Raw genomic sequence first — 18,829 nt, forward strand, 5'->3', positions numbered from 1 at the left:
CCCCTGTGCGGCGCAGCAGCCAAAGAAAAAACAAGGAGCCCACATCATGTCTTCCACCAGCCTGGCCAGCCTTGCTTACGAAAAACTACGCCAAGCCCTGGACAATTTTCAATATGTTCCTGGTGACCGCTTCAGCGAAAACGAAGTTGGCGCGGATCTCGGCATGAGCCGAACCCCTGTGCGCGAGGCGCTCGTGCGCCTGCAGCGCGAAGGATATATCTCCGTCATACCCAAGCTTGGCTGGATCGTGAACAGCATTGACTTCACGATGTTCGAGCAGTTGTACGATGTGCGTTCAATACTGGAATGCGCAGCGTTGGATCTACTTGTTCAGACCCCCGACCTGGAAATACGCCTGCATGAGCTGACCGCGCTATGGTGCATCCCCGCGCCACAACGGCTGTCTGAAATAGCCACTGTCTCGCGCAACGATGAGCAGTTTCACATGGCCTTGGTGGCGGCCAGCGGCAATCAGGAAATGGCCCGCATCCACCAAGATATCACGGACCGAATTCGTATCGTGCGGCGTCTGGAGTTCACGCGCAACTACCGCATTGACGTGACCTACGAGGAGCACGGCGACATCCTCAAATCATTGTTGGGCCGAGACGGCTTGCAGGCCAAGTCGTTGCTGCAGCAACATATCCGTGTGAGCCGTGACGAGGTAAAAAACATCACTTTGCATACTCTGCAGAATGCAAGGCAGAAGCAGCCTTGCCTTTAGGTTTCACGACCACTGACGTTGATCTTTGGATCACCGGTGCTGCAGCAAGGCCTGCAGCAGCACTCCATCCTCTTGAGCCAGCGCATTCAGGATGCTGAAGTGATCCGCGCCTTCTATGGCGACTTCTGCATCACCCTCCATGTCACGGCGATAGGCCGCAAAGGCTTGACTCTGCGCCTGCAATTGGGGAAGTTCTGCCGTTCCATAGGCTGTCACAAACGGCTTGCGGGTTGCAGGCAGGCATAAGGGGCTCAGTTGCTCGATTTCAGCGCCAGATAGCCGGAGCGCCTGGTTCAGGTAGGTATGAGCAATCGGTGCCAGGTCGTAGATGCCGCTGATGCCCAGACCTGCAACCACTCCCTCGCAATTCAGACCCATCGCGGTGAGATGCCCCCCCGCAGACCAACCGCATAGCAGGATGCGTCCGTTACCGCGCTGCTGCAAGGCATGGCTGCGGACAGCCGCGATGCCTGATCTCACCTGCTCCACGATCTGAGTCAGCGTGGCCTCGGGGGCCAGCGTGTATCCAATCAGAGCAGCATGCAGTCCATGCGCGAGCGCGCCCTGAGCCACAAACCGAAAAGTGTTCTTGTGGCGCATCTGCCAGTAGCCGCCGTGAATGAACAGCAGCGTACTGGCACCGGACTCGCCCTCAAAGAAGTCGTAGCGCAAACGCTCGGCCGTTCCAAACGGCACATCCAGTTGTCCAGCAGATCGCTGCACCAGCTCCGCACTGCGGGCTTCGAAATCAGCGAGCTGCCGAGCACTGTTGGCGACGGCACGGGTATTGTCGTAGGCCGCATCACGCACGACCTGCGGCAGGTTCAACAAACAGTCCAGCATCAGGCGGCCTTGGCATGATGCGCAACATGACTGCTGAGCATTTCTGTCAACTCCTTGCGCACCAGGTTGAATTCTGGCGCCGTGATGTGGCGCGGGCGCTCCAGTGGAATGCGATAGTCACGCTCGACACGGCCTGGACCGGCCGTCATGACCACCACGCGGTCAGCTAGCAAAACAGCCTCCTCCACTGCATGGGTGACGAAAATCACGGTCAGCTTGGTCTTTTCCCAGATATCCAGCAGCTCCTGCTGCAGCACTTCGCGAGTCAGCGCATCCAGTGCACCGAAAGGCTCGTCCATGAGCAGCACTTCACACTCATTGGCCAGCGCTCGCGCGATCGATACGCGCTGCTTCATGCCGCCTGAGAGCTGGTTGGGGAAATGATCTGCAAACTTGGTCAGTCCCACCATGTGCAGATAGTGATCCGAGATTTCTTTGAGCTTGACCTCCGTCAGGCCTCGTTGCTTGGGACCAAATGCTATGTTCTGACGCACGGTGAGCCATGGAAACAAACCATAGTCCTGGAAAACCATGCCTCGATCCGGCCCGGGCTCGGAAATAGGCGTGTGATACATCTTGGCCACGCCCGTGGAGACTTTCTCAAAGCCTCCCATGATGCGCAGCAGCGTGGATTTCCCACAGCCCGAAGCACCAATCAAGCAGATGAATTCGCCCTTCTGGATCTTCAGGTTCACGTCCTTCAGCGCGTGTATGGGACGGCCATTCAAACTGAAGACCTTGCTGACATTGGCAATGTCCAGAATGGGTGCGGGAGTACGGTGAACAAGGATTTCAGACATTGTGTTGCGGGCTCCACTTGAGCAGACGATTGTTGAGTGCGACCAGCAGACGGTCGGTGACAAAGCCAGTGAAGCCGATGACGACCATGCCGGCAATCACCACATCAGTGCGCGAGAGCATGCGACCGTCCATGATGGCGGCACCCAGTCCTTCGGGAACGCCCGTCATCTCACCGACCACGATCAAAAACCATGCAATGCCGTGACCCAGGCGCAGGCCATTGAAGATGGATGGCATGGCCGCTGGCAGCACCACCTGACGAAACATGGAAGCGCCCTGACAGCCCAGCATGGCGGCGGCCTCAAACAGACGAGGCTCCACCGACTTCACACCAAAGGTGGTGTTGATGACAATGGGAAAAAATGCCCCGAGGAACACCAGGAAGATGGCCGCGTTGGGGCCGACACCGAAGAAGATCATTGACAGCGGAAGCCATGCCGTCACAGGCACAGGGCGCAGCATTTGCAGCGTGGGATCTACAAAGCGGCGTACGGCGGCGTTTTTACCGATCACCAGGCCCAGGGGTATGCCCAGCAGAGCAGCCAGTCCAAAAGCTCCGTAAACACGAGACATGGACTTCAACCAGTGAATGCCCAGAGTTTCGCTGAAGGCATCGTCATAGATGCCACCAAACGCGAAGTCCCACAGCATCAACCCGACTTCCTTGGGTGAAGGAACCAGCATGGTTCCGGTCGCACGCACGGCCAAGTCCCAAGCGATCAGCAACAACAGTGGAAGCACAGCAGGCACCAGCCAGCTTGTCATCCAAACCTTGACGGCATTGGGTTGCGGCGGCATAACCAGATCCGCAGACGTTGAAGCAGCGTGATTGACGGGCACTGCGGGCGCCACAGCCGCATGTGATTGAGGGTCAAGAGTGGAGAATGACATGGCAGGGATTCCAAAAGCAGGCAATAACAGCTCAACGGCGTCAAGGCCTGACCGCGTCGTGCACAGCCAGGCCTCGCCCCGTTACTTCGGGTTGAAACCCGTCACGATGAAGCTGCCGTAATCAGGCAACTTGCGAATCTGCTTGCGCTCCAGCATCAGCGAGCCGTAGTACTTGCTGCGGTTGATCCAGTCCTGATCGATCTTCCATGTCAGCTCTACATTGTCTGCAGCCAGATTGGCCACATCGGCGGGCAGACCCAGCTTGGCCCCTGCCATCTGTACCAGTTCAGGACGATGGGCCATGGCGTATTCGGAGGCCTTGCGGTGAATCTCCAGGAATACCTTGGTCAGTTCCGGATCGCTTTTGACAGTGTCGGCATGGGTGGTCATGACCATGTTGACCTTGCCCGTGGGCGTGCTGTAAGGAAACTCGAGAACCTTGCCCACACCGCGAATAGCGCTGATGGAAGGGCCAGGTTCTGCGCCCACATAGCCATCGATATCTCCACGCTCCAGCGCACCCGCCATCTCACTGAAGGACACGCGCACGGACTTCACATCCTTGAGAGTCATGCCTTCAGCCTTCAGACGATCCAGAAACACCGCTTCCTGCGTGGAGCCGGGCAGAATGCCCACTCGCTTGCCTTTGAGCGCCTTGAAGTTGCCAATGCCGCTGTTCTTGCCCACCACAATCGCCATACCGCCATTGCAGGTCGGCGCGACTATGACCACCGGCTCGCCCGCCGCAGCACCCAGGGTGGCAGCGGCCAGACCGTAGGTACCGAAATCCACAGATTTGGTAACTACGGCATTCTTGCCATCGGTAGGTGTTTCAAACGGGATGACTTCGATCTTGTAGCCCGCCGGTGTGAACTTATCGTAGAAATAAGGCGTGATGCCATGAATCAGTTTGAGCGTCCCCACCTTGATGACCTTGTCAGCGGCCTGTGCTGGAGCCGTCACCGACAGGGCCATGGCAGTAGTAGTCAAAGAGGCGAGCAAAAGACGGCGAGACAGCATGGCAATTCCTTTGTAGAGGAGTCAAAGAGAGAGAACGCGTGTCACTTGAATACATGCCTGTACACAAGCGCATAGAACACTTCAAGCAAGCGCCGTGCCAATCACGTTTTCTCTTTGAAAATTGCCAAATTACGTCGGCTACACACTGTTTCCGTGCGTTTCCACACGCTGACATGCTCCATCTATGCACGCCGTGCACCGAAATGGACTCGGTATGCCGCTCTGCGCTCTGTGTTGGCCCAGCGTCCAGTGCGCATTCATCTCGAGTCGACAGCATATGTTGGCCGCAGTTGACCGAACTGCTCATCGTGACCGGCTGAGTCCGGCCAGCAGCTGCTCTCTAAATCAAACCTTTTCAGGACTCGATATCTTTGCAGTCCAGCTATCAGGTTGATTGTGCAATTACACCTGACCTACCAAAGCAAACTTGGTCAATCTGCTATGAATCGGCACAGATCTACCAGGCTGCATCAGCAGGGGGCAACGTACGGCCGCAAGCGTTGTTGAAACCGATTTCAAAGCCCCAAGAGCAGAATGGGACAGCGATGAACAACAGTGCAGACTGCTCGTTTCTGTGAGACTAGTCAGCAGAACATACCGGAGAAGACGTCTTGCGTGACGAGGTTCAATACAGTCACACCACAGCCATACCTGGCCTTGTCTTGAGCACAGCCAGGTTTGCCGATTTTCGTTTCGAGCCTCACTACCACCTCGATTTTCACGTTGCACTGGTTGCAAATGGTGCGCAGCGTCAATCATTCAAAGGCGAGTCTCTATTACTCACCCCAGGCGCCATCCAATTGATGCCAGCGGGAGAAGTCCACGATGGGACTGCTGCGGAGGCTGAATCCTATACGCTACATACCTTTCGCTTAACGCCCTCATTGCTCGCAAGCGTTGGGCAGGAAGTGACCGGCAGGCACCATTTCCCATCGCAGGCCACAGTGGTGCTCGAGGATCGCAAGCTTGCAGATGAGCTTCTCAGGCTGCATACCTGCATGACTCAGCCGGCAAAGGAGCCGTTGATGGAAGAAGTACAGGTGCTCGAATTGTTCGAGGCCTTATTTGCACGCATCCGGCATCCTGCGCCCCAAGTCATTCAGGGGCAACTGACGCATCAACAATTGCAACGTGTGAGAGATTTCATGGAAGCGCATATAGCTGACAAGCTCGCGCTTGAAGTCCTTGCCTCGTTGGTGGGCCTTGATCGTTTTCGGTTCCTCAAGCAATTCAAGAGTGCCGTTGGGATGACGCCACATGCCTGGCTACTTCGATTGAGGCTGGAGACTGCCCTGAACATGATCCACCAGGGAGCGGATATCTCAATGACGGATGTGGCTCACACTGTCGGCTTCTTCGACCAGAGCCATTTCACGCATGCATTCCGTAGCGCCTACGGGACAACCCCTGCACGCTTCCAGCGGTCGCAAGGCAATTTTTTACAAGGCGCCTCAAGCACGCGTTGATAGTCTTGTGATTCGAACCCGCATAGCCCGCAGGGTGTGAAACCAAGACCATTCCAACCAAACATGTTTAGCTTCCTCGACGACTACAGCGAAGGTGCCCATCCAGACATCCTGCAAGCATTGGCTGACTCCAATCTCACGCAGGAGAGCCCGTATGGCACCGATAGCCATTCACAGGATGCCGTGCTCCGTATCAAGGAACATCTGGGTACTGGTTTCCAGGGCTCTATTCATTTTGTGGCCAGCGGCACCATGGCCAACATCATCTCAATCTCAAGTTGCCTTCGCCCCCATGAGGCGGTGATTGCCGTTGACACGGGCCATATCGTGGTGCGTGAGGCCGGCGCAATTGAGGCCACGGGACATAAGTTGATTACCGTACCTCCGGTCAATGGAAAACTCACTCCTGATGCAATCGAAGGTTCACTGGCAAGCAATGCACACTTTCCGCACATGGCGAAACCACGGCTGATCTACCTCTCCAACGCCAGCGAGACAGGAACTATCTACACGTTGGCCGAGCTGCGTGCCATTTCCACACTCGCCAAAAAGCGTGGTCTTCTTGTTTTCCTTGATGGAGCTCGGCTTGGTGCTGCCTTGGCATCGTCCAAGAACGATGTCAATTTGGAGGACATTGCGTCGTTGGTGGACCTCTTTTGGATCGGAGGTACCAAGGTGGGCGCGTTATTGGGAGAAGCCATCGTCGTCAACAATCCAATGCTTGCCGAAGACTTTGCATTCCACATCAAACAACGCGGAGGCATGCTGGCCAAAGGCCGACTGCTGGGTATCCAATTTCAGCAGCTCTTTGGTCCCAAGCCGCTTTTTACATCCCTCGCCAGCCACGCAAATGTCATGGCAGCGAAGCTGGCGTCAGGCATCCTGGCTACGGGTTACCAGTTGTCCGCAGATACAGAGACCAACCAGCTTTTCCCGATTCTCCCCAATGGGGTTATTGCGGCATTGCAAGCTCATTTCTCCTTCTACGTATGGAGCAAGTTTGACGAAGACAGCTCCATCGTCCGTCTGGTGACGTCATGGGCCACAGAGGAGCAGCATGTAAATGCGTTCTTAAGACATCTCGAGCAGGCATCGCACATGGAGCACAGTCACTGACCACGACTCCGAGCCCGCGTAGCAATTACCGTGATTAGGCGGTGGCCAGTCGCTCTGCGGGCTTGGCTTCCCTGATGGGCAGGTTGACGAAAGCAGCAGCCAGGGCCAAAGCGGCATCGGCCCACCACATCCATTCGTAACTGCCAGTCTGGACAACGGCCACGCCCCCCAACCAAGCACCCAAGAATCCACCGATCTGATGGCTCAACAACGTCAGCCCAAAAAGGGTCCCGAGGTAACGAGCGCCAAACAGCTTGCCGGTGAGCCCTGCGGTCGGTGGCACAGTGGCGAGCCAAGTCACGCCCAAAGCTGCCGCAAAGATGTAAAAGGTCCAAGGCTCTTTCGGAGCGGCCATGTAAAGAACGATGGCCACAACGCGCGATGCATACATCCAGAAAAGGATCATCTTCATGCGCACCCTGGAACCTAATGCACCCGCGAACAGACTACCGAACACATTCGAGAGGCCGATAATCGCCAGTGAAGTCGAAGCCACGCCAGGGCTCAAACCACACAGGTCGACTTCACCAGGCATGTGCGTCACCAGAAATGCGATATGAAATCCGCAAGTGAAGAACCCGGCATGCAAACACCAATAACTCTTGTCCCTAAACGCAATTCCGAGTTGCTGGCGCAGGGTAATTGCATCTCGGGATGAATTGGCTGTACTCGCTTGCACAGGCGTCTTGCGCAGCCACCATGCCATCGGTGCCGTGGTGAGCGCCACGACAGCCATCATCCACATGGCGCTCATCCAGCCATAGGCCGACATCACCGCCTGGTTCAACGGCGCGAAGATGAACTGCCCCAAACTTCCACCAGCGTTGATAACGCCTCCAGCGAAGGAGCGTCGCTCCGCAGGGATGCGCTGCGCGGTGGCTCCAATGAGGATAGAAAAGCTTCCCGCTCCAGCGCCTGCAGCGCTCAACAAGCCCACTGCGAAAATCAATCCCCATTGGCTGGTGACCTGCGTGGTCAGCGCAGATCCCGCTGCCAGCATGAATGCCCCCAGCACAATAACCCGACCGGGGCCCCAGCGATCAGCCACTGCGCCAAAGACAGGCTGCACTGCCCCCCACACCAGCTGAGCGACAGCCATTGCAAAGCTGATGTTTGCTATGCCCAAGCCCGTATGCGTATTCAAGGGCGACAGGAACAATCCCATGGACTGCCGTGCCCCCATGGTGACCATCAGAATCACCGATGCCACCAAGACCAGTGACCAGGTTTTTTGATTTTTCATGTATGCAGATGCACTGAGTGAGCAAAGTCAGTTGAGCGAACCATCGCTGCAGGTTGGGCGAAATTCTCCCGAGAAAGATCATTTCGCACAACCGATTTAAGCTCTCTCATGCAATAGAAAATCTATCCAATGGAATCTTCACTCCCTATCAAATCTTTGCTGGTTTTTGATGCTGTCATGAAGCACCACAGCTTTACCCAGGCTGCACAGGACCTGCATGTCACACAAGGTGCGGTCGGCCAGCAAATTCGGAAGCTCGAAGATTGGCTAGGAGTACTACTGTTTGTTCGGGGAGTGCGGCAGTTGCATCCGACCGCTGAGGCATCAGCGTATTGGGCCGGTATCAAACCTGCACTTGCCCGTATTCAACAGGCCAGCGATCAGCTTCGGCTCAGCCATGCCAATGAAGTTTGGCTGTCTATGCCTCCCACACTGGCAGCTAAGTGGTTCGCCCCAAGGATGGAGGGATTTCTGGCCAAATGCCCAGGCACATCTCTGCATCTGAGTGCAGATACGGCAATGATTGATTTCGAACGAGATCGTGTCGACCTTGCAATCCGCTACTTCAATGGAAAAGATCCCACCTTAGACGTAGCACTGCTATGCAGCGATGAAGCACGCCTGTACTGTTCTCCAGAATACGCCGCTAAGCTGCACCTAAAAACGCCAGATGACTTGCGTCGAGCCACCCTGCTGCACACAACGTTGCAGCCGCATTGGGTATCGTGGCTTCGGCAGTTCAGCACGCTAAGCGATACGCAGATAGCAGCCATACCTGGTCAGCATTTCGATCAGTCCATCTTGGCCATAGAGACTGCCCGGCATGGACAGGGCGTCGTCCTGAGCAGCGCCATACTGACAGAGGCCGAAGTGCGCGAAGGGACACTTTGCGAACCGTTCGATGCGCGCCTGGATGTCGGCAAGGGCTACTATGTGGTGAACGCAAAAGGAGCAGACTTGCGCCCTGCAGCTGCGATGCTGAAACAATGGCTTTTGAGTATTGTTGCTGCGGATAGAAGCCCCAAAGACTGACCATTGCCATATCTGCCCTGGCTCGCGAGCAGTCCTCGGCGTTGGCTGCTATCGGCCACGAGCGGACAGCCGCAGTGCATCACAAAACGACGGCTTCCAGGCAAAAGCGGACGTGGGCTTATAGATAAAAGGCCTTAAGTCATAGGAAACCGCTCCTGTCTTCATACCTTCTTGGCAGAGCGTTTGGACGGTGGATTGCCGCGCAAATCCTTGGGGCCAAGGACGTACTCGCAGGTCTCGCCCAGCCGCTGAAGGGCCAAGTCGATGAACGCGCGCGCTCGGGCGGGTTGCGACGATCTGCTTCCGTAGTAGACGAAGTAGCTGGCGTAGTTGGGCATGTGCTCGACCAGGACCGGCACCAGCTGCCCCGAACGGATGTAAGGCGCCGCCGTCACGCCGGCGAGTTGCCCCAGCACACGTCCGGCAAGGACGGCCTGAAGCTCGAACAGCTCGTCGTTGCTGCAGATGGCCGGCACCACGGGCTGGTCCGCCGGCTCGTCGTCAATCCTCACGCGCCAGGGCAGAACTTTCCCGGTGCTCGGGTGCCGGTAGGCACTACATCGGTGTGCAGCCAGGTCCCCCAGCGTCAGCGGCACACCGTGTCGCTGGAAGTACGAAGGCGCACCGCAGATGGGCAACTGCACCGGAAACAGTCGGCGTGCGATGACTCCCTCATGGGGGGATGGCCCGAGACGGAAGCCTACGTCGACCCGATCCTCGACCCAGTTGCCGATGCGATCCTCCAGCAGCACGTCAGGCTGAATGCCGGGATGCAGGTCGCAGAACTCTTCGACAAGGCGCCACAGGATCGGCTGGAACGTCGTTCGCGGGCCAGTGATGCGGAGCGGTCCGGCAAATTCGTCCTTCGCCGACCTCGCCGTCTGAAGAGCCCGCTGCATGCCCAACAGCGACGGATGGACGTCCTCGAACAGCCGCTGGCCGGCATCGGTCAGCGACATCACCCGGGTCGTGCGATGGAACAGACGGGCGTCCAGATGGGCTTCAAGCTGGGCCAAGGCCTTGCTTGCTGCCTGCGGACTGATGCCAAGCGCCAGTGCCGCCTTGCGCAGGCTCCCCAGCTCTGCGGCCTTGATGAAGGTCGTGATGGAACGTAGCTCGTTGATGGCCATGGAAAGCTCTCCTTCATGGACATTGTCATCAATTTGGAGCCAATTCATCAACCTGAATGTCACTATTCAGATGCCAGTGCGATGCCTAAAGTTCATCTCATTGAACGTCCCACGAGGAACAACCCATGCAACATGTCGTCCTGAACAACGGTCTCCAGATGCCCATCACCGGTTATGGTGTCTTCCAGATCGTGGACCCCAAGGAGTGCGAGCGAAGCGTCGCCGATGCCATCGAGACAGGTTACCGCCTGATCGACACGGCGGCCTCCTACATGAATGAGGAAGCCGTGGGCAACGGCCTGCGCGCCAGCGGCATCGCGCGCGACCAGTTGTTCGTCACCAGCAAGCTGTGGGTGCAGGAGACCGGCTATGAGCGCACCCAGCAGGCCATCGAGAAGTCACTTCGGCGGCTTCGACTCGACTACCTTGACCTCTACCTGATCCACCAGCCGTTCGGTGACGTTCATGGCTCCTGGCGAGCGATGGAGGATGCTTACCGGGCCGGCAAGCTCCGCGCCATCGGCGTGAGCAACTTTCATCCGGACCGCCTGATGGACATCAAGGCGTTCAACGAAATTGCGCCGGCGGTCAACCAGGTCGAAGTCAACCCCTTCCTGCAGCAGCGCGAGGCAGCGCCTTTCATGCTGGACATCGGCGTTCAGGCCGAAGCCTGGGCGCCTTTCGCGGAGGGCCGCAATGGCCTGTTCCATAACGAGGTGTTGATGGGCATCGCCGAGCGGCACGGGAAGTCGGTGGGCCAGGTGGTACTGCGCTGGCTGGTGCAGCGCGGCATCGTGGCCCTCGCCAAATCCGTGCGCAAGGAACGTATGGCCGAGAACATCGCCATCTTTGACTTCGCCCTTGAAGACACCGACATGGCGCACATCGCCGCGCTCGACACCAACACGAGCAGCTTCTTCTCGCATCGCGATCCGTCCATCGTCAAGTGGATGTCCGAGCGCAAGCTCGACATCTGAGTGACAACATGAGCATCGCCTCACCGAACTCGTCGCCGCGCAATACGAGCACGATCCTGGCCATCATCGTGGCTAGCTATCTGATGATCGTGGTGGACATCTCCATTGTCATCACCGGCCTGCCACGCATCCAGAGCAGTCTGGGCTTTTCTGCTGCGCAGCTGTCATGGGTCACCAACGCCTACACCCTGACCTTCGGCGGCTTGTTGCTGCTGGGAGCGCGGGCCGGTGACGTCCTTGGCCGCAAGCGCATGTTCATCCTCGGGTTGGCGGTGTTCACGCTGGCCTCGGTGGCAATCGGGTTCGCGCCCTCCACGACCTGGCTGCTGGCGTCACGCGCCATCCAGGGCGCTGGTGCCGCGGTGCTGGCGCCCTCGACGCTGGCCTTGCTGTCCACCCACTTCGCCGAAGGTCCGGAGCGGACTCGCGCGCTGTCCCTCTATGCGGCTGCGGCAGGCGTGGGCGCGACCTTGGGACTGGTGTTGGGCGGATTCTTCGCCGACCTGGTCTCCTGGCGGGCCGGGTTCTTCATCAACCTGCCCATCGGGCTGCTGCTCATCGCCGCGGCGCGTCGACATATTGAAGAGACGCCGCGGCACCCGGGACGCTTCGACATTGGCGGCGCTATCACCTCCACCTTGGGGATGACGGCGCTGGTCTACGGACTGGTGCGAGCTGCCGACGTCGGCTGGAGCGACCGCCTCGCGCTAGCTGCCCTGGTAGGCGGGGCGGCCCTGATCGTCGTCTTCGTCGTAATCGAACTCAGCGTCAGCCAACCCATCCTGCCATTGCGCTTGCTGGCCAACCGCGAACGGACCGGGGCCTACCTGGCGCGCATGCTCTTCCTGGGCGGCGCGGTCGGTTTCTGGTTCTTCTCCACCCAGTTCCTGCAGGGTGTGCTCCACCTGCGTCCGATCCAGGCCGGACTGGCCTTCCTGCCGGTCACTCTGCCCAACTTCGCTTCGGCGATGGCGGTGCCTAAGCTGGCCCGCCGGTTCGGCAACGAGACGCTGCTGACGGCTGGACTTCTGCTTGGTGTGATCGGCCTGGCGTGGCTCGGCCAAGCCGGCGTCGAGTCCACCTACTGGACAGGTGTGGCCCTACCGATGGTGCTAATCGGTTTCGGACAGGGCCTGCTGTTGGCGCCGCTCACCGCCGCTGGCGTGGCCGGGGTCGCCCATGAGGATGCGGGCGCGGCATCGGGGCTGGTCAACGTGGCCCATCAACTGGGCGGTGCGTTGGGTCTCGCTCTCTTGGTGCTGGTGTTCGCGAATGCCGCGCCCGAGACAAGGCTCGACGCCGCAGGCCTCGCACTCCGAATCTCAGCCGTCATGGATGTGGCCGCCGTGCTGGTGGGCTTGGCGCTGATCGCCGTATTGTTTTTCATCGTGCTGCCGCGCCACCGGCAGGCGCGAAAGCTGGAGGTCCTCTCATGAAATCACTTCTGTGTATCGCACTTGGCGGCGCAGCGGCGGCAAGTGCAGCGCCGCTTCCCGATGCGGAGCCCGTCCGCGAGGTCGTTGAGGTCCGTTCCGCCGCCTCGCAGCGGGTCATGGCCGGCCCTGCCGAGACCTTCACCGGCACCGTCCGCGTCAGCTCTCCCTTCCAGGCGGTACCTCCGGGCACGGCGGGAGGCGCCACGGTGACCTTCTCAGCCGGGGCCCGGACGGCTTGGCACACCCACCCGCTGGGTCAGACGCTGATCGTGGTGGAGGGACTGGGGCTGGTGCAGCAGCAGGGGCAGCCGGCACACGTCATCCGACCTGGCGACATCGTGACCATCCCTCCCCACGCGCGTCATTGGCATGGCGCGGGTCCTTCCGGCCCCATGGTTCATCTGGCCATCGCAGAGAAGGAGAACGGCACTGCGGTGACTTGGCAGGACAAGGTCACCGAGCAGGACTATCGCGCTGCGTTGACCGGTGCGGGATTACGTGTCTCGAATGCCCCGCAGGCAACGAGCGCCAAGACCCTTGCGCCTCGCTCCGAGACCTTGACCGCGAGGCAGCGTGCCATCGTCCTGACTGGATCCTTCATGGCCGCCAGCGATATGCCGCGTCTCAATGCCGCGTTGAATCAGGGGCTCGACGACGGGCTCACGATCAGCGAGGCCAAGGAGGTCCTGGTGCAGCTCTACGCCTACGCGGGATTTCCCAGAAGCCTGAACGCGCTGGGCGAGCTCCTCAAGGTGGTGGACCTGCGCAAGCAGCAAGGCACCCATGACGATCTGGGTCGCGAACCCAGTCGCCCGGTCGCCACTGGAAATGAGCTGGTGACCGTGGGTCAGACGAATCAGAGCGAGATTTCAGGCGGGCCCGTCCAAGGGCCGGTCTTCGAGTTCGCGCCCGTCATCAACCAGTTCCTGCAAGCCCATCTGTTCGGCGACATCTTCGAGCGCGACAACCTCGACTGGCAGAGCCGCGAGCTCGCCACGGTGGGTGCGTTGGCCGCTACCCCTGGCGCGCAAGCCCAGCTTCGGTCGCACATGCGAGCCAGCCTGCGCGTCGGCTTGACCGCGCAGCAGTTGCAACAGCTCGTTCGGACGCTCGCCGAGCACGTCGGTCCGGAGGTCGCGGCCAGAGCCGATGAAGCACTCGCGCAGGCCATTGGTGCCGCATCGGAAGGTTGATTCATGAACATCCCTCGATACCTCTGCGTCGGGACCCTGGCGATAGCGGTCCTGCTGGGCGGCTGTGCCTCGCTGACAGGCGGCGGCACAGAACCCCTGGTCATCCAAAGCCAGGGTAGCTTTACCATCGGCGGCACCGTGAAGACGACGCCTGGCAGCTACGACAACAACAGGCCGACGTCGGCTGGCCAGAGCTTGCATGGCGACCACCTCTATGCCTTCTACCAAGTACCCCAGTACCCGAAGTCGCTTCCCATCGTCATGCTGCACGGGGCCTTCCAGTCGGCCCGCAGCTGGGAGACGACGGCGGATGGACGCGAGGGCTTCCAGACCTTGTTCCTGCGCCGTGGCTTCCCCGTGTACCTCGTCGACCAGCCTCGCCGCGGGCGAGCGGGAAGCAGCACGGTCGCGGCCACGACCGAACCGACGCCCAACGACCAACTGTTCTTCGACCAGTTCCGGCTCGGCAAGTGGCCTGCCTACTTCAGCAATGTCCAGTTCGACCGTGATCCGGAGACGCTGAACCAGTTCCTCCGCTCGGTCACGCCCAACACCGGCCCCTTCGACGCGGGTGTCATTTCCGAGGCGTTGGCCGCGCTCTTCACCAAGGTCGGGCCGGCGATCCTGTTCACGCACTCGCAGGGCGGCGGCCCGGGCTGGCTGGCGGCCATCAAGAGCCCGAACGTGAAAGCCGTCGTTGCCTTCGAGCCGGGCAGCGGATTCATCTTCCCGGAGGGCGAGTTGCCGCCAGCCATGCCCAGCGCAGCGGGAACCCTGGCGCCCGAGTCCGTGTCCGCCGCAGACTTCCAGAAGCTTACCCGCATTCCCATCGTGATCTTCTACGGCGACAACTTCCCGATCGAGCCGACGACGGAGCGCGGCCAGGACAACTGGCGGGTGCGGCTGGCCATGGCTCGCCTCTGGATGGAGGCCGTGAACAGGCATGGCGGTGATGCCAGACTCGTGCATCTGCCCGACATCGACGTGCGCGGGAACACGCACTTCCTCATGTCCGACCTGAACAACGTGCAGATCGCCGACATTGTGACCGCCTTCCTGGTCCAGAAGAAGCTGGACTGACCCACAACATCGACAGCGAGCGACACCCCAATGACCCATGACGCCATCGACGCGAAGCGCCGCGAGTTCCTCGGCACTTCGGCCCTCGCCATTTCCGCAGCCACCCTTGGAGTTTCAGCGATGATCTCGCCCACTTCAGTCGCAGCAGCCGACTATCGGAAGAACCCGTTCACTCTGGTCTACGGTGATGCCATCACCACCAACGTTGCCGGCAGAGTCAACATCCATCCGGTGACGTACAAGCTCAACGGCCTGGACATCGTCGCCAACGTCTACACGCCGCCGAACTTCGACCCGGCGAAGCAGTACGCCGCAGTCGTCGTCGCACACCCCAACGGCGGTGTGAAGGAACAGACGGCCGGCCTGTATGCGCAGCGGCTGGCGGAACACGGCTACGTTGCCATCGCGGCCGATGCGGCCTATCAAGGTGGGAGCGGTGGACTGCCTCGCTCGGTGGACACGCCGACGAACCGCATCGAGGACATCCACGGCATGGCAGACTTCATCACCAACTACGCCGGGGTGGATGCCACGCGACTCGGCCTCCTCGGCATCTGCGGTGGCGGCGGCTATTCGCTCGCCGCGGCGAAGACCGACAAGCGCTTCAAGGCAGTGGCGACGCTCAGCATGTTCAACTCCGGTCGGGTCCGTCGCAACGGCTTCGCGGACTCTCAGCTTGCCACCATCCAGCAGCGCCTGAAGCAAGCGTCCGACGCCCGCGCCCAGCAGGTGGCCGGCGGCAAGATTCTCTATTCGGGTGACGCGGACATGACGGACGCGCAGATCGCCGCGCTGCCGTTCGAGATGTACCGGCAAGGCTACGAGTATTACTGGCGCACGCATGCTCATCCCGGCTCCACCTTCAAGTACACCACCAGCAGCCTGCTCGACCTGATGCGCTGGGACGCCACGGACCAGCTCGAGTTGATCGAGCAGCCGCTGCTCATGATTGCCGGCAGCAAAGCCGACAGCCTCTACATGACCGAGGTGGCGCTCCCCAAGGCGACGGGCGCCAAGGACAAGGAGCTGTTCCTGATTGAAGGCGCGACGCACATAGAGACGTACTGGGTCCCGAAGTACGTAGAGGCGGCGGTGGCCAAGTTGACGCTGTTCTACGCAAGGAACGTCTAACCCTCTGGCTGGGCCCTCCACAGCGGGTCAAACGAAGAGCGGGCCCGGTGCCGGCCCTGCATCAAGGAGTTTCAGATGAAGGACAGCGCGGACTCGGTTCGTCGCGCATTGATGGCGGCCATAACTCCTCTCCCGCTGATCGCCAGAGCGGCACCAGCACAACAGGACGGTAGGCGTGCAGACCGAACGTCGACGCTAGTCGCCTACTTTTCGAGGTCAGGCAACACCCGTGTCGTCGCAGGGCTCATCCAGAGGTCGCTCGGGGCTGACCTCTTCGAGCTTCAACCGAAGGTGCCCTATCCCGACGACTATCTGGCCACGGTCGAAGAGGCGCGCCAGGAACGCGACAGTGGTCGCGAGCGGCCCTTAGGACGCGCGGTAATCAACATTGCGAGGTACGACACGATCTACCTCGGCTTTCCCATCTGGGGCGAGACCACGCCACCGGTGATCCTGGGATTCCTGACAAGCCACGACCTGTCAGACAAGGACCTGATCCCGTTCATCACTCATGGCGGCTACGGACTTGGAAGCAGCCTGGCCGTGCTCGCCCAGGGCGCGCCTCGGGCACGCTTGCGGCCTGCCTTCTCCATGGAGGCGGATCAAGAGCGCCGGACGATGAATCACGTCAACGACTGGCTGAAGTCTGCTCGCGGACCGGACTAGAGCGTCGTCGATGTCCGTTATGCACTGCAAAGCAGACATTGCGGAGACAGCTCGAACGACTGCAACGGGTCGCTATGCATCGATCGTCAATCAGCAAGAAGCAGTCTTCGAAAGTCTCTCTGGCTGAGCCTGCTTCAGGCCGATTGGAGACATCAGTGGCCTCCTTCAGGTGACGGTTATGTGACCGAGTCCTCCTCTGGACTATTTGGGTTCGCTATAGCTCTGAAAGATCTCCGCTGCCCAGTCCGCAAAGGCGCGGATCTTGGCGCCAAGCTGCCGGTTGCCGGGATACACCAGTCGGATCGTGTGGGCCGGACGGGACCAGTCGGTCAGCACCTCCTGAAGAGTGCCATCGGCCAGATAGGGGGCCGCAGCGAAGCGGAAGGTCTGGCCGATCCCCAGGCCATGGACCAGCACGTTCAAGTGTGCCGTGCTCTCGTTGACCGAGGTGGCTTCGTCGGCCTTGACCAGCACCCGTTCACTGCCCCTGTGGAATTCCAGCGCAAAAGCACGGCCGCTCAGGGACGAAAAATAGCCTGCGAGCGAGTGCATCGGCGCTCCGCCTTCCGGATGCCGGGCGATCAAGTCATCGGGATGTCGGGGCTGCCCGTGGACGGCCAGGTAATCCTTCGATGCACACGTTACCCACTCCAGGTCCGCCAAGCGTCGCGCCACCAGGGTCGAATCCGGAAGGTCGCCGCCACGGATCACGCAGTCCACTCCGTCACTGATCAGATCGGCCGGGCGGTCGCTCACGCCTAGTTCGAGCTGCAGGTCCGGATACCGCTGCCGGAATTGCGGCAGCGCAGGAATCAGAATTCTGTTGGCCAGCACGGAGCCCACATCGACCCGTAACCGGCCCCGCAGCTGGGCGCGTGCTCCGCTGGCCAAATGATCCATATCTTCCAGCTCGGCAATCAGCCGCTTGGCACGCTCGTAGTAGGCCGAGCCGTCTGCCGTCACGCTGACTCGGCGCGTCGTGCGTTGCAGCAATCGAGCGCCGAGATGCTGCTCCAGGTCCTGCACCAGCTTGGTCACGGTGGGCCGAGGAATGTTCATCGAGTCGGCAGCCCGCGAAAAACCACCCGTTTCGGCGATCCGCACGAAAACCTTCAAAGCAAGCAACTGGTCCATGGCCTTGATTATTCACCACCATGAATTTAATTGTAGAAATTATCCCGTTTATTCATCCAAATGAACTATCTAAGCTTGAGGCTTCTTATCACTCACGGAGAAATCTCATGGCCCAGAAGCTTGCAGGCAAGATCGCAGTCGTCACCGGCGGCACAACAGGCATCGGCCTGGCCGCCGCCAAGGCCTTCGCCCAGGAAGGCGCCACCGTCTACATCACCGGCCGCCGCCAAGCCGAGCTCGACGCGGCCGTAGCCGCCATCGGCCCGCAGGCCCACGGTGTGCAGGCGGATTCGACCAAGCTCGCCGACCTCGACAGGCTCTATGCCCAGGTGCAGGCTGAGCAAGGCCGCCTCGACGTCCTGTATGCCAACGCCGGCGGCGGTGGCATGCTCCCGCTGGGCAGCATCACCGAGGCGCATTTCGACGAAACCTTCGACCGCAACGTCAAGGGCGTGGTGTTCACCGTGCAGAAGGCGCTGCCGCTGCTCGACAAGGCGACGGCCGGTGCATCCGTCATCCTTGCTGGCTCGACCACCAGCGTGCTCGGCACCGCCAACTTCAGCATCTATAGTGCGACCAAAGCGGCCGTGCGCAACTTGGCCCGCAGTTGGATTCTGGACCTCAAGGGCCGCGCCATCCGCGTCAACACACTGTCGCCCGGCCCCATCCATACCCCGGGCCTGGTGGAACTGGCCGGACCGGATGCCGCGCAGCAGCAGGGCCTGCTCGACTACCTCACCACCCAGGTGCCGCTCGGCCGCATGGGCCAGCCGGAAGACATCGCCAAGGCCGCCGTTTTCCTGGCCTCGGACGACTCGGCCTTTGTCAACGGCATCGAGCTGTTCGCCGATGGCGGCCAGGCCCAGGTCTGATTGCTGCCCTCGAAAGGAGCCGACGATGAACCTGTCCACCGCCCCCGAACTGCTGCGCGCCGACTTCGACAGCA

General features: G+C 60.2%; 18 protein-coding genes. 11 read left to right on the forward strand and 7 right to left on the reverse strand.

The genetic code is table 11. The annotated features are described in order from the left end of the window. Positions 1-46 precede the first annotated feature (46 nt). On the forward strand, positions 47-724 hold the full coding sequence (locus O987_RS21715) for a GntR family transcriptional regulator (RefSeq protein WP_043374720.1): 678 nt from the start codon (positions 47-49) through the stop codon (positions 722-724). Positions 725-754: 30 nt separating this feature from the next. Here the strand turns inward: O987_RS21715 and O987_RS21720 are convergent, their stop codons facing one another. From O987_RS21720 to O987_RS21735, 4 genes are all read right to left on the reverse strand, one after another. Further along, positions 755-1,552, reverse strand: a complete 798-nt coding sequence (locus O987_RS21720) for an alpha/beta hydrolase (protein ID WP_235214198.1) — start codon at positions 1,550-1,552, stop codon at positions 755-757. Between the two features lie 14 nt (positions 1,553-1,566). Next, the gene (locus tag O987_RS21725; protein ID WP_043374724.1) at positions 1,567-2,367 is read right to left on the reverse strand and encodes an ABC transporter ATP-binding protein; all 801 of its coding nucleotides are present in this window, start codon (positions 2,365-2,367) and stop codon (positions 1,567-1,569) included. Beyond that, positions 2,360-3,259: an ABC transporter permease gene (locus O987_RS21730; protein ID WP_235214199.1), complete on the reverse strand. Its 900-nt coding sequence runs from the start codon at positions 3,257-3,259 to the stop codon at positions 2,360-2,362. The genes O987_RS21725 and O987_RS21730 overlap by 8 nt, the downstream gene beginning before the upstream one ends. Before the next feature lie 81 nt (positions 3,260-3,340). After that, the gene (locus O987_RS21735) at positions 3,341-4,279 is read right to left on the reverse strand and encodes an ABC transporter substrate-binding protein (protein WP_003052208.1); all 939 of its coding nucleotides are present in this window, start codon (positions 4,277-4,279) and stop codon (positions 3,341-3,343) included. 611 nt (positions 4,280-4,890) lie between these two features. Here O987_RS21735 and O987_RS21740 point away from each other — a divergent pair. Continuing rightward, a complete protein-coding gene (locus O987_RS21740) occupies positions 4,891-5,745 on the forward strand; it encodes an AraC family transcriptional regulator (RefSeq protein ID WP_080731581.1) in 855 nt (284 codons plus the stop codon). Positions 5,746-5,808: 63 nt separating this feature from the next. Next, positions 5,809-6,861, forward strand: a complete 1,053-nt coding sequence (locus tag O987_RS21745) for a threonine aldolase family protein (protein WP_043374726.1) — start codon at positions 5,809-5,811, stop codon at positions 6,859-6,861. A gap of 34 nt (positions 6,862-6,895) precedes the next feature. Here O987_RS21745 and O987_RS21750 read toward each other — a convergent pair whose 3' ends face one another. Next, positions 6,896-8,104: an MFS transporter gene (locus tag O987_RS21750; RefSeq protein WP_043374728.1), complete on the reverse strand. Its 1,209-nt coding sequence runs from the start codon at positions 8,102-8,104 to the stop codon at positions 6,896-6,898. 129 nt (positions 8,105-8,233) lie between these two features. Here O987_RS21750 and O987_RS21755 point away from each other — a divergent pair, with 129 nt between their 5' ends. Then, positions 8,234-9,136: a LysR substrate-binding domain-containing protein gene (locus tag O987_RS21755; protein WP_043374730.1), complete on the forward strand. Its 903-nt coding sequence runs from the start codon at positions 8,234-8,236 to the stop codon at positions 9,134-9,136. Positions 9,137-9,297: 161 nt separating this feature from the next. Here O987_RS21755 and O987_RS21760 read toward each other — a convergent pair whose 3' ends face one another. Beyond that, positions 9,298-10,266, reverse strand: a complete 969-nt coding sequence (locus tag O987_RS21760) for a LysR family transcriptional regulator (RefSeq protein ID WP_043374734.1) — start codon at positions 10,264-10,266, stop codon at positions 9,298-9,300. A 125-nt stretch (positions 10,267-10,391) separates the two neighbouring features. On the opposite strand from O987_RS21760, the gene O987_RS21765 reads away from it, so the two are divergent. The 6 genes from O987_RS21765 to O987_RS21790 all read left to right on the forward strand — a co-directional run bounded on the left by O987_RS21765 (position 10,392) and on the right by O987_RS21790 (position 16,749). Then, on the forward strand, positions 10,392-11,243 hold the full coding sequence (locus tag O987_RS21765) for an aldo/keto reductase (RefSeq protein WP_043374736.1): 852 nt from the start codon (positions 10,392-10,394) through the stop codon (positions 11,241-11,243). Between the two features lie 8 nt (positions 11,244-11,251). Further along, the gene (locus O987_RS21770) at positions 11,252-12,679 is read left to right on the forward strand and encodes an MFS transporter (protein WP_043374739.1); all 1,428 of its coding nucleotides are present in this window, start codon (positions 11,252-11,254) and stop codon (positions 12,677-12,679) included. Then, entirely contained in the window at positions 12,676-13,872 is a 1,197-nt protein-coding gene (locus tag O987_RS21775; RefSeq protein ID WP_043374742.1) for a cupin domain-containing carboxymuconolactone decarboxylase family protein, read from the forward strand. The genes O987_RS21770 and O987_RS21775 overlap by 4 nt, the downstream gene beginning before the upstream one ends. A 3-nt stretch (positions 13,873-13,875) precedes the next feature. Next, positions 13,876-14,952 carry an alpha/beta hydrolase gene (locus O987_RS21780; RefSeq protein WP_080731582.1) on the forward strand — a complete coding sequence of 359 codons (1,077 nt, stop codon included), beginning with the start codon at positions 13,876-13,878 and terminating at the stop codon, positions 14,950-14,952. A 30-nt stretch (positions 14,953-14,982) separates the two neighbouring features. Continuing rightward, positions 14,983-16,083 (forward strand): alpha/beta hydrolase, encoded by a 1,101-nt coding sequence (locus O987_RS21785; protein WP_080731583.1) that lies wholly within the window; start codon positions 14,983-14,985, stop codon positions 16,081-16,083. Positions 16,084-16,158: 75 nt separating this feature from the next. Further along, complete coding sequence (locus O987_RS21790; protein ID WP_043374749.1) at positions 16,159-16,749, forward strand: flavodoxin; 591 nt, start codon at positions 16,159-16,161, stop codon at positions 16,747-16,749. Between the two features lie 201 nt (positions 16,750-16,950). On the opposite strand, the gene O987_RS21795 is transcribed toward O987_RS21790, so the two are convergent. Then, a complete protein-coding gene (locus tag O987_RS21795; RefSeq protein WP_043374751.1) occupies positions 16,951-17,883 on the reverse strand; it encodes a LysR family transcriptional regulator in 933 nt (310 codons plus the stop codon). Between the two features lie 107 nt (positions 17,884-17,990). Here O987_RS21795 and O987_RS21800 point away from each other — a divergent pair, with 107 nt between their 5' ends. Next, complete coding sequence (locus tag O987_RS21800; RefSeq protein ID WP_043374753.1) at positions 17,991-18,755, forward strand: SDR family oxidoreductase; 765 nt, start codon at positions 17,991-17,993, stop codon at positions 18,753-18,755. Positions 18,756-18,829 lie beyond the last annotated feature (74 nt).

It is taken from the genome of Comamonas testosteroni TK102 (assembly GCF_000739375.1).
In the GTDB taxonomy this organism is placed as follows: domain Bacteria; phylum Pseudomonadota; class Gammaproteobacteria; order Burkholderiales; family Burkholderiaceae_C; genus Comamonas; species Comamonas brasiliensis.